Origin of the sequence: Paenibacillus violae, from assembly GCF_032461945.1 — a bacterium.
In the GTDB taxonomy this organism is placed as follows: Bacteria; Bacillota; Bacilli; order Paenibacillales; family NBRC-103111; genus Paenibacillus_E; species Paenibacillus_E violae.
In genome coordinates, this window is record NZ_JAWCUD010000022.1 from 45,974 (window position 1) to 57,667 (window position 11,694).

Here is an 11,694-nt window from a genome sequence, read left to right on the forward strand (position 1 = left end):
ATTTTTTTGCTTTGTTTAATACCCATACTAGTATAAGTAGTAATGAGAGGATGAATTTCATGTTAGAAACCAAAGTAAAATCAACGATCGTACTTTTTATGGTGAATTAGATAAGGCTATTGCAGCATTTATTATTGCAAACGGTGCAGCTGCTTATGACCACGAAGTTACAATCTTCTTTACCTTTTGGGGACTTAAATGCGCTGCGTAAGGATGAATCAGTTCTTATCAAAAAAGGATGGTTGGAGTCCATGTTCGCTAAAATGATGCCACGTGGTGCGAACAAGCTGGGATTATCCAAAATGAATTTCGGGGGGCTAGGTCCCCAAATGATCAAGCATGTTATGAAAAAGCATAATACTCCAACATTACCGCAACTAACTGAATTAGCTCAAGAGCAAGGGGTTAAAATGGTGGCATGTACGATGACGATGGACCTGCTTGGATTGCAAAAGGAAGAACTTCTCGATGGTATCGAGTATGCAGGGGTTGCTGCTTATTTAGGTGATGCGGCAGATGCAAAAGTGAATTTATTTAATTAAACTTTTTACTTCTTATATAAATGAGAGGGAGGACATTCAATGCAATACGATGATGATGTGAAAAAAAGATTAAAAAGAGTAGAAGGTCAAATTCGTGGTGTTTTAAAGATGATGGAAGAAGAGCAGCCTTGTAAGGATGTTGTAAGCCAATTGTCTGCTGTAAGAAGTGCTGCTGATAAAGTTATTGCCTATATCGTTGCCGTAAATTTAGAACAATGCATTTTAGAAGAAAAAGAAGCAGGAAGAGACTCGAGTAAAATGGTCAAACAAGCAATCGATTTGCTAGTGAAAAGCCGTTAAGTACGAAGAAAAGAGCCTGAAATGAATTGTTCTCCTCGTCTGGTTTGTTTATTCTAGATTTGGCGGAGTAAAAGGTCTTAAGAATTTAAAGCCCGATCAATTTCAAGGTGAATTGAAGGGAAACCGTTATAGAGTATTAATTGATGTCCGTGAACATGGTGAAGTAAAACAAGGTTATATTGCGGGAGCGATAAATATTATCTCAAATAAAACAACGACATGGAGAGATCCCAGTAGATAAAATTGTTTATTTATATTGCCGAAGCGGTATGAGAAGCAAACAAGCAGTACGAATTCTTCAAAAAATGGATTTCGAGAGCATGCACACTTGCAAGGCGGAATTATGTCTTGGAGAGGGAAATTAACAAAATGAATAAAAAATCATTAGCTCATGGAGATGATGCTAATGATTTTTTTTGTGCTCTACATATATTTCAACCGTTTGCAAATACTTATGTTGTTACAACCTTATAATGCTCTACGTAGCCCTCTAAGGATGGTATGAATTCCTTTTCGTAATGATCTTTTGGGCAGGACTTAATAATATGCGAAAGTAATGCATTTGATTTATGGGTGAGAAGTGTATCTTTGCAAATAGGGCACTTTTCTTTAGTGAACTTAATTATAAATCCCATTCAACATACCTCCAAATTCCGATTAGTATACTATGAATTATACTATGGAGCCGGATTAATTGTAAATAAAGAAATTGAAAGGGAGTTAAAACGAATATGTTTCATTACACCGTTGAAACAAGAAAGACAGTAGAACAAGTCATTGAAAGTCTCGAACTTAATTTAAAGGAAGAAAAATTCGGTGTTTTATGGCACTTAGATATGCAGGAGAAGTTAAAGGAAAAAGGAGTTGAGTTCAATCGGAGATACCACATTCTTGAAGTCTGCAATCCAATTGAAGCGAAACGTGTCCTAAGTGAAAATGCAATTGTTGGATATTTTTTACCATGTAAAATAACTGTATACGAGGATGAAGGAAAAACAAAAATTGGATTTCCCAAACCAACAGCATTAATTGGAATGGTCGATAGCGAAAAGCTTCAAAGTATTGCGGAGGATGTTGAAAAGCGATTAATTTCTTGTATTGATAAAACCATATAGTCTAAGTAGCCAAAGAGACCGATAATGTAGTTAATTTATGAATTAAACGAATGTTCCATTACACGGTCGAAAAAAATAAAACGGTAGAAGATGAAGTAATTGCAAAACATGGAAGGGTCTCGATTTTAATCTAAGTTATCACATACTTGAAGTATGGAACCCCCTTGAAGCAAAACGTGTATAAACTGAAAATGCCATTGTGGGATTTTTCATATCTTGTAGAATCACTGTATCCGCTTTTTATCATTGTAGTGAAGATAAATGCCAGCAAGGATACATAAAATAATGACACCCATCTGAGGCTTATCCCCGACAATGTGCTTAGTACAAGATGAAGACGGGATGTGTCCAATGACACAAATGTGCCAACATAAACCAGGGTGAAAAAGCTTGAGAAATCAAGCTTTTATTTTTTTATGTAGGGAAATTTGTGTCATTTAAAAATGCACAAATTTCCCTATATTGTAGTCTTGTGACACAAAACTACCTACATTCTAGCTCCAACCTCCTAGAAGGTAGAAGACTCGATTAAAGGTGTTTCAGAGAGTAGGCTTTAAACTAATGTGCAGACTTGCGTGGTAGCAGCATAAGCAAAAAGTGCAGGATACATTGGGACAACCGACTGAACATTGTACAATTGATGTACAAGACAATTTGTTAAGGGCCTAAGGACGAGTATCGAACTATGGTTCAGATTTATTAATCGATGCTGTCAAACAGTTTAATTTATAAAAGTCCGGGAGTACCTTTTTAGAGGTGTTCCCGGACTTGTCTTTTAATATGCTCTAGAATTAATAGACTTCAAGTTCGAACAAGGAGTAGCCGTATTGTGTGGTCCGCTCAGTTCCCGTTACTTTGACGTAACGAGCTTCTGTTCGTTTGATAAGTAGATTAGCAATACCCTCGTGACCATTATTTGTCGCATATACTGTCGTCCAAGTTGCGCCGTCTGAAGATACCTCTACTTTGTAAGATTTAGCGGCAGCGTTCTCCCAGTTTAGTACAACACGTTTAATTTCAGTTGCTTCACCAAGATCAACGGTGATCCATTGTGGATCAATGCCGTGCTGGGACTCCCAACGTGTATCTTTCTTACCATCTACTGCAAAGCTGCTGTTCTGCAAAGAACTTTCAGACGTTGTTGTTGATTTGTTTAACGCCAGGTTTTGCGATGATCCTAGTGTTAGAGATTGTACAACCGAGTCATTTTTATAACCTGTTGCGCCAATTGTAATTGTATAAGGTTTAGAGTCGATGAACAGGGAGGCATCCAATGTAAGTTTGCTTGCTTCCAATTGATATTGGGAAGGGCTCAATGCTACGCCATCCAATTCGATGGAGTTAACGGCATTTCTCCACGCCGCGTTATCTGCGAAAGTAAGTTCGACAGGTTCTCCAATCGTAGCAGTCGTACTAACCGCCAGAGTTGGACTTTCAATTAAGTCAGCAGTGCCAGCATATACTTCGAACTCCCACAAGGAGAAGCCGTAAGGTGTACCGCGTTTAATACCGTTCATTTTCACATATCTAGCTTCTACGGGCGAGAAGGAGATGTCGTCAATGTCACCATTTCCGTTGTCAGTAGAGTAAACCGTATGCCATGTTTCACCATCGATTGATACATCAATCGTGTAGGCTTTGCCGTAAGCATTCTCCCAGTTAAGAAGAACACGGTTAATGGTTTGCTTGGCGCCAAGGTCTACGGTCATCCATTGGTTATCCGCGAATGCAGATTCCCAGCGGCGATCCAATCTGCCATCAACTGCGTCAGCACTAGAACGATGGTAATCAGGTGAAGATGCAGTCTGCTTATTCAAAGCAAGATTGCTGCCAGGGTTCGCTGGTGGACTCGTCGGGTCTGTAGGCGGATTTGTCGGGTTTGTAGGTGGATTTGTCGGATCCGTGGGCGGATTCGTTGGTACACCAGGGTTACCTTTAGGAAGAACCGTTTGGTATACGACTGTATTTCTAAATCCTGTAGCCTGGACAGAAATCCAGTAGGTCTGTGCTTCCGGAAACAATGAGCTGTTAAGTGTCAATTGACCTGCTTTAATTTGATATTGAGAAGGACTGATGACCGTGTTGTTTACTTTTACTTCGCTAATCGTGCTTCTCCATTCCGCATCATCTGCAAACGTGATATCAATCGGTTGACCGGCTTCATCGGCTGTAGTATCTGCATATAATACAGGTGCCGACTCTATTCCGGAGAACGCGTCACCGTATACTTCCATTTCCCGTAACGAGAAGCCGTAGTCTGTTGTCCGTGTATGACCGTTCATCCTTACGTATCTTGCTTTAGTGGGCTCAAAATATACGTTATCCAATAGGCCAGGTTCTCCTTGGTTGGTCGTATAAACGGTCGTCCATGTCGAACCATCTACAGATAATTGAACATCGTAGCTTTTGCCGGAAGCATTTTCCCAGTTAAGAACGACGTGGGTAATATCATCGTACACCGCACCTAGATCGACTGTGAGAAATTGGTTGTCAGCAAATTTCGATTCCCATCTTGTTGCAGGATTTCCATCTACGGCATTATTGCCTGCTTGCAGCGCATTGTCTGATGTGAACACTGGTTTATTCAACGCAAGGTTTTGTGAATAGAACGATAGGATAGGCTGCATAACGTCCGTACTCGAATAGCCCGCTGCTTCAATGCTTATGTTGCGTACAGACTCACTGCCGAAATAGATGCCATGCACTGTGATTTTACCTGGTGTTATCGAATAACCGGATGGATCTTGAAGCGAATACCCGTCTATTTTGACGGCAGTGATCGCAGCCCTCCATGCGGGATCATCTGGAAACTCAATGTCAATATCCCGTCCAACCATATTCCTCGTGCTATCCGGAATCAACTTCGGCGGATTCAGTAGCAATTGCGCACTATTTGCGCTGCTTACGATCGGCGAAGCCTTGTAGGATTGCATGTTGGATGCTTCGGCAGCCTCTGAGACAGACGCCATGTTTAAGGTACTCAGTAGCACGGATAAAGCGAGCGATGTTGAAGTAACGATGAGTGCTTTTTTTCGTGTAATACTTGGCAATTCTTTCATTCCTAATTTCCTCCTAAAATAATTATCTAAATTAATCACGAAATCCTAAAAGTTAACTTGAAACTATTGGAAATGAGATTGGGGCTATTATATATTGTCGAAATAATAATGAACAATAGGACTTATCTCCTGTGCAAACACAATGTTTAGGTCATGGTGGATATGTTGAACATCACTTTTAAAATGCATTATGAATCTTTTGAACTATTAGATTTTTCGCAAGTTAGCTAGGAAAATAAAGGCAAGAAAACCAGATGAATAAGAAAAAAACGTCTATTTTATTAGCGAAAAGCCATGTTTGGTAACTATAGTGCGTATTTCCTAAGAAGAGAACGGCACGAGGCAGGGGTGAGTGAAATCTTAATTTATTGTAAACATATGAAAATACACAGTGGCGTCAATGTAAAATATTGGGGGATGGATTTCTTTTTCACCTAAATTGACTCTAATCTATCCGGATGCGAATCACAGCTTGTTGTACTAATACCCGCGTAAAAGAGGCTAGTGTGCTTCGTTCGCATTTTAGAAATTGGAGCTAGGTGAATTCTTTTTATGGGAATGAATGGTTTGAAAATATTCTTTACTATTCGTTCCCGAAATGCTATTATGTCGTCGGGAGGTGAACGTGAATGGCAAGAAACAAGGAATATGACGAGAAAAGGCAACTCCTGCTTGTTCGGAAGTCCTGCTCTAGATGGATTGTAATCTTGTCGGGTGTTCACGATACGTAAGACTTACGTGCAGATATAGAACTATCAACAATCCTGTCAAGGTATTCACTATATATCCTGGCAGTTTGATAATAAGAAAGTTTCTTATGATCTTATGAGAATGATAATTCTCATAAACCGAGTTGGTTAGACTTATCACTTTAATTATTACCCATTCATGAATATAAATAATTAAATCAATTATTATTATCAATTAGAAATATCGTTAATGTAGGGGTATGCTAATACTTGTGATCGAAAATAATTATTTTTTACCGTGAAAACGGGAGGAGAGATCTAAATTGTCAGCGACTCAGAAACTAATTTTTGAAAATATGGTCCGCGCTTACGAGAAATTGAGTCAGCTTAGCCAAGTTTTCACATTCGTGGAGACGAATCGCACGCAACGATTTGAGTCCGAAATCCCATATGGACTATTCAATAGCGTTTTTACATACAAACGTTCTGAAGAGATCAATCCCGAGGATGAGATGGCATCAATCAAGTCCTTTTACCATAATCGCGGCCATAAATTGGCCTGGTTGACCACCTCGCACGATCAGGATGAAGTCATTAACCAAGCGCTTGCGACTAATCATTTTCATCAGGTTGGCGTCATTTCGGGTATGGGGCTTTCACTGAAAGACTGGCGTTCGGAATTGCCGGAATTGCCGGGGCTGGAAGTCCGAGCTGTACGTGAAACTCAAGAGATTGAAGAGTTCCGAAGGGTCATACTAGCAGGGTATAACGTTCCAGAGCCAATGGCCGATATTTTTTGTAAAGTGTTTGTGGATGGCCCCAATCAAGATATCACCACGGTTCAACATTATCTTGCTTATATGGATGGAGTACCTGTAACTACACTTACGACCTTTACCGAGGGCGATGTCGCAGGCTTTTATAGCATAGCAACCTTAGAAGCCTATCGTTCGAGAGGAATAGCCCGTACTATGCTTGCTCATGTATTGCACATTGTGCAGCAAAAAGGTGTGAATTTAGCTGTTATTCACGCAACTCCAATGGGACGAAGTGTTTATCCGAAAGTTGGATTTAAAGAAGAACTGAGCATAAATATTTTCTCCAGCTAATGCGGATTCGTTTCATTAAAGTTCTTGTCATTTGTTTTTAATAATCGACACGATAAAGGGCTGCCACACGGCAGCCCTTTATTATTCTTATGAACGGCGTTAAGCATTGGACAATTATTTTCATGAAAACTTGAGACAAATCCTTGCCTTAATACAACAGAGGCTTAGTCTATTAAATTGCTTTCTCTATAAGCGCCACTAATCAAACCGCCATATATTGACGCCCAGGAAGTTCAACACGGAACGCCCCTTCAAAAAATGGCTCAAAGAGGGGTATATGGAGGAAGGGAAGTACCACGAGGATTCTGGAACGCCGCAAGGCGGCGTCATTTCTCCTCTTCTGGCAAATCTGTATCTCAATGAACTAGACTTGAAGCTTGAAGAACATGGAGTCCGATTTGTGCGCTACGCAGATTTCTGCTGTTCGCCAAAACCGAAGAGGCGATACATAAAGCCGCTGAGATTACCAAGGAAACGTTGAAAAGGTCAAAGCAAAGACGCGGAAGACGCTCACGTTAAACAAGAAAGCATGGCTTGAAAAAAACGAAAAGTATCGAATTATTAGAAGATTTATTTTGCAGTTACTCAGAATAGAAAAATCAATAAAAGATTATTCCGTCAAGAATATATATAGAAATTGTCGGGTGACAAGAACATTGTCTCATTAAGTGCCGCGAAAATATCGGCTTTTTTTGTTTTATGGGATAAAGTTCTTGTCAAAACCAAATGACAAGAACTTTATCCCTTCCCGATTATGACAAGAACTTTATCTCATTCCCGACGGAAGACCAAGGGAGTATTTTCCAAATGATTAAACTAACGGGCAGCATTCCTATTATGAGGAAATATGAGGTTTGAGAAATAAAAAGACTCCTTGGTATGATGTTTATGGGTCCCAGATGCTGGCCAGCGTCGGATCCAAAAACAAAACCAAGGAGACTACAACATGCATTCTACTCAAAATGAACGAATTAATCAAATTACTTTTTCTACTTTAATTATCGGAGTCGACATCGCAAAATTTAGGCATGTGGCGAGAGCCCAAGACTTCCGCGGGGTCGAGTTCGGGAAGCCACTTACGTTTGAAAACAATCGAGAAGGCTTTGAATTATTCGTTAGCTGGTTCAGGAAGATTGCGACGGAGCAGGGGTTCAAGGACGCCATAGTTGGTATGGAACCAACGGGTCACTACTGGCTAAACCTAGCTCATTTTCTAAAAGAAAAGCAAGTGAAATATGGTGTAGTAAATCCACTGCATGTTAAGAAAAGCAAAGAACTCGATGACAACTCGCCAACGAAGAATGACATGAAGGACGCAAAAGTGATTGCACAGTTGGTCAAAGACGGGAGATACGCTGTACCGAGCCTTCCTCAAGGCGTTTATGCCGAACTGAGGGAAGCCATGAAAATTCGCGAGCACCTGACAACTGACCTTTGTGTTGTGCAATTACGTGTCCATAATTGGCTAGATCGGTATTTTCCAGAGTTTTTGACGGTATTTAAGGACTGGGAGTGCAATTCTGCCATCCAAATGCTAAGCCTTCATCTACTGCCACATGAGCTTGTTTCTGTGCCTGACGAGACGTTGCTGCAGCATTTAAGAGAAGCTGCAAAACATGGGCTTGGTCTAGGTCGAATACAGAATCTGAAGGCAGCAGCCGGCTGTTCTGTTGGCATCAGGCAAGGTTCTGAGTTGGCTAAAATGGAGCTAAAGTTGTTGCTGACACAGTACGAATGGCTTAAGAACAAGCTTGAGGAATTGGAAGCAAAGTTAGATGAACTGCTAGCGCAGATCCCTCATGTAAAGCAAGTATTGGCCATGAAAGGAATTGGGAGGGATACGATCGCTGGCTTTTTAGCCGAGGTAGGTAACATTGACCAATACCGACATCCAAAACAGATCAAAACTTGCTGGACTGAATTTGAAAACAAATTCATCCGGCACACATATAGGACAAACCAGGATCACAAAGAGAGGCAGGAAACGCCTTCGTGCTCTGCTCTTTAGAGTGATGATGCCGCTAGTCGCTAAAAATTCAGCCTTTCGAACCCTATACGAGTATTACACCAAACGGCCTGTGAATCCATTAAAAAAGATGCAGTCTCTCATCGCGTTATGTAACAAGCTTATACGCATCCTTTTTGGTATCTTACAGAAGGGTCATGAGTTTAGTGAAGAAAAAATGATCAAGGATATCCCTCGATTTACGGAGATACCACAAGCAGCTTAATTTTCGCTTTTATATGATGATGATCTAGGTAGACAAGATAACAACAAGAAGCACGGATGAGTCGGAAAGGCACTAAACTTACGGACAAAGATCCTGTCGGGCAGCATATCTGACCTCCACCTCATGGTAGGTTGAATGAAGGAATGTGGGAGCGTAGACTCTGCGAGATGTGGGAGGGTTGACCACCATGAGCTCATGTGGAGATCCAAAGGTGCAACCATACATTACAATGCCATCCGTTATTTACAAAAGATGGTTTAGGTAGAGAGTCTTTTGTCCCTCAGCATATCCATAAATTTCTTCCTCTACAACTTCATACCATTGAATGTTATCTGCTAAAAAGTATTTAAAGGTCAAAAGCTGAGAAAACGAGAGTATTTGAGAGCAAAGTGATTCTCCAAAGAGGCAGTTTAGTTCCAATTATGGTATTATTAAGAAAATATTTTTTTGGCAGGATTACAATAGATCTGGTTAACAATGCGCTAGTTATACTAATGCCAAAGGGGAAAATCTTTAATGCAAAGGAATGCTCAATTAGACATAAGGGGAACTGTTTCTGACTTGAACGATATCATAGAAAAAATAAATGGTAAGGTGGACGAAATTAGTTCTCGTACTATTGCTTATGGTTTAATTACAGTAAAAACCAATGAAGCTCGGGAAGGGTATCAGGAGTTACTTAAAATGCTTGAGGAACGTAATCTCGAGTATACTTTTGCAGAAGGACGGAAATACACAAAAAAAGAAATGGACTCAAGTTATTTCTTTCATGTGAATGTTCCATTTCCATGGGAACATGAACCGTTAAAAAATGCAGCCTATTATGGCACAGTCTATGAAACATTAGAAGTAGACTGTGAATGTCAATTACAGCAGATATCTGAGTTGAGACTGGATGTAAAGAAGATGAAAAAGAGTCATCTTATCACGATCTACCCTCAGTTGATCGTTACTGAGCATGCTAAAAATATCATTATTCAGAATGAATTAACAGGCTGTGAGTTTCTCCCAGCCAATGATTATAAAGAACGTGAATTAGGTCAAGTGTTTGAAATGAGAGTAATTAATATTCTCCCTCTATTAAGTGAGAGAACTAGACTGGAAAAAGTAAAGCTTAAACATTGTTCCCGGTGTATTGCCGGTGCTGTTTTGAGATCAGAATTGATTTATGAAAAAGCAGATCTTAAATTGGTGTTGGATTTCAATTTGACAACTGAACGGTTAAACGCGTATGATGCTAGGCAATTGGTAGTTAGCAAGAAAGTCAGAGATGTTTTTAATGAGAACAAAATAAAAGTTTATGGTTATGAACCAGTAGCCTTTCACGAGACGTGTTAAGCTATCGGGACACGTTAGTTGAACGGATATTGGAGTAGTTTGCCGCGTCAGCTGCTCCATTTTTCAATACGTCTAATGAGAAACGATAGTTGAGGAGCGTGCTACGGGGCAGCTCCTTTTTCGTTTTTTTAGTAACGGTTAGTGAAATAGATTGTGTTAAAATATTGTTGATAATATCTTTTGGATTGGGTAGGGGGAAATTTAGAGATTATATGGAATGCTTAATCATGAGCATCCCTATATTAAGTATACTGCAGCTATTTACTTGCTTTCTAGGAGAATCGATCTTTGTATGAAATCCATTGGTATTTATTATTCTTAATGATAAAGATATTGCGAACTCGATTGAGCCTAAATTTGAAAGGACAATGATAAGGCCTGTGAGCCTAATATTGATTAGTAAAGGATGAATTAAACAAATACAATGGGAATGGTGATAACATGGAGAAGGAAAACACAAAAGATTTAAAAGAATACGCAGGACGAATTCAACAATTGGTTGAAAATTTTCAAAGCAATATACATGACCATTTAAATGAAGATTATGCAAAATCAACAAAATGGTCAGATAAACTTGCTGATAATGTAGCGGAGTTTGTTGGAAGTTGGAAATTTATTAATATCTTCATTGTATTTTTGGCAGCTTGGGTTATCTTAAACACATTGGCGATCACTAAGGTCATTCATTTTGATGAACCACCTTTTATTTTATTAAATCTTTTATTATCCTTTCTTGCTGGATTCCAAGCTCCAATTATCATGATGAGTCAGAATAGACAGTCAGCAAGAGACAAACAAGAAGCTATAATTGATTTTGCAATCAATTATAAAGCGGAGCAAGAAATTGATGATATGCAGGGTCATCTGCATAGACTTGAGGCAGATTTTGCTGAGTTTAGGAATGAAGTGAAAGAAGATTTGGCGGAGATTAAAAAGCTTTTACAGGGGAAATAAAAAGACTTTTTTAAGAAGAGAAATTATCGAAAATTTCAATTCTCCTATAGCCCTGATTTAGTTAGGTTGGGGTTTAATCTCGGAAATCTTGTGAAAAACAGAGAACGGCTCTTACGCTCGCTCTTGATGCGAACGGAGCCGTTCTTTTATCATTGTTCTACGGAAGTAAAATCGGCTTCCACTGCGGGATTGGGCGAATAGCAGGCTTGAAAACGCAGAGAGGATTGAACTAACGGGCAGCATTCCTATTATGAGGAAATACGAGATTTGAGAAATAAAAAGACTCCTTGGTATGATGTTTATGGTTCCCTGATGCTGGCCAGCGTCGGATCCAAAAACAAAACCAAAGGAGACTAC

At 39.6% G+C, this 11,694-nt stretch carries 8 protein-coding genes and 2 pseudogenes; 9 read left to right on the plus strand and 1 reads right to left on the minus strand.

Features of this window, described 5'->3' with window-relative positions:
* Positions 1-59: 59 nt before the first annotated feature.
* From RQP52_RS35115 to RQP52_RS35130, 4 genes and pseudogenes are all read left to right on the plus strand, one after another.
* Positions 60-542 (plus strand): annotated as a pseudogene (locus RQP52_RS35115) (DsrE/DsrF/DrsH-like family protein).
* Between the two features lie 39 nt (positions 543-581).
* On the plus strand, positions 582-842 hold the full coding sequence (locus tag RQP52_RS35120; RefSeq protein ID WP_315956094.1) for a metal-sensitive transcriptional regulator: 261 nt from the start codon (positions 582-584) through the stop codon (positions 840-842).
* Positions 843-867: 25 nt separating this feature from the next.
* Positions 868-1,083 (plus strand): rhodanese-like domain-containing protein, encoded by a 216-nt coding sequence (locus RQP52_RS35125; protein WP_315956102.1) that lies wholly within the window; start codon positions 868-870, stop codon positions 1,081-1,083.
* A 490-nt stretch (positions 1,084-1,573) separates the two neighbouring features.
* Positions 1,574-1,957: a DUF302 domain-containing protein gene (locus RQP52_RS35130; RefSeq protein WP_315956095.1), complete on the plus strand. Its 384-nt coding sequence runs from the start codon at positions 1,574-1,576 to the stop codon at positions 1,955-1,957.
* Between the two features lie 791 nt (positions 1,958-2,748).
* On the opposite strand, the gene RQP52_RS35135 is transcribed toward RQP52_RS35130, so the two are convergent.
* A complete protein-coding gene (locus tag RQP52_RS35135) occupies positions 2,749-5,016 on the minus strand; it encodes a discoidin domain-containing protein (RefSeq protein WP_315956096.1) in 2,268 nt (755 codons plus the stop codon).
* A gap of 1,012 nt (positions 5,017-6,028) precedes the next feature.
* Between RQP52_RS35135 and RQP52_RS35140 the strand changes: the two genes are divergently transcribed.
* From RQP52_RS35140 to RQP52_RS35160, 5 genes and pseudogenes are all read left to right on the plus strand, one after another.
* Positions 6,029-6,814, plus strand: a complete 786-nt coding sequence (locus RQP52_RS35140) for a GNAT family N-acetyltransferase (protein ID WP_315956097.1) — start codon at positions 6,029-6,031, stop codon at positions 6,812-6,814.
* A gap of 277 nt (positions 6,815-7,091) precedes the next feature.
* The gene (locus RQP52_RS35145) at positions 7,092-7,295 is read left to right on the plus strand and encodes a reverse transcriptase domain-containing protein (RefSeq protein WP_315956098.1); all 204 of its coding nucleotides are present in this window, start codon (positions 7,092-7,094) and stop codon (positions 7,293-7,295) included.
* A gap of 465 nt (positions 7,296-7,760) precedes the next feature.
* A pseudogene (locus RQP52_RS35150) lies at positions 7,761-9,045 on the plus strand (IS110 family RNA-guided transposase).
* 516 nt (positions 9,046-9,561) lie between these two features.
* Positions 9,562-10,383: a hypothetical protein gene (locus tag RQP52_RS35155; RefSeq protein WP_315956099.1), complete on the plus strand. Its 822-nt coding sequence runs from the start codon at positions 9,562-9,564 to the stop codon at positions 10,381-10,383.
* A 441-nt stretch (positions 10,384-10,824) separates the two neighbouring features.
* Entirely contained in the window at positions 10,825-11,337 is a 513-nt protein-coding gene (locus tag RQP52_RS35160; protein ID WP_127458603.1) for a DUF1003 domain-containing protein, read from the plus strand.
* Positions 11,338-11,694: the final 357 nt, after the last annotated feature.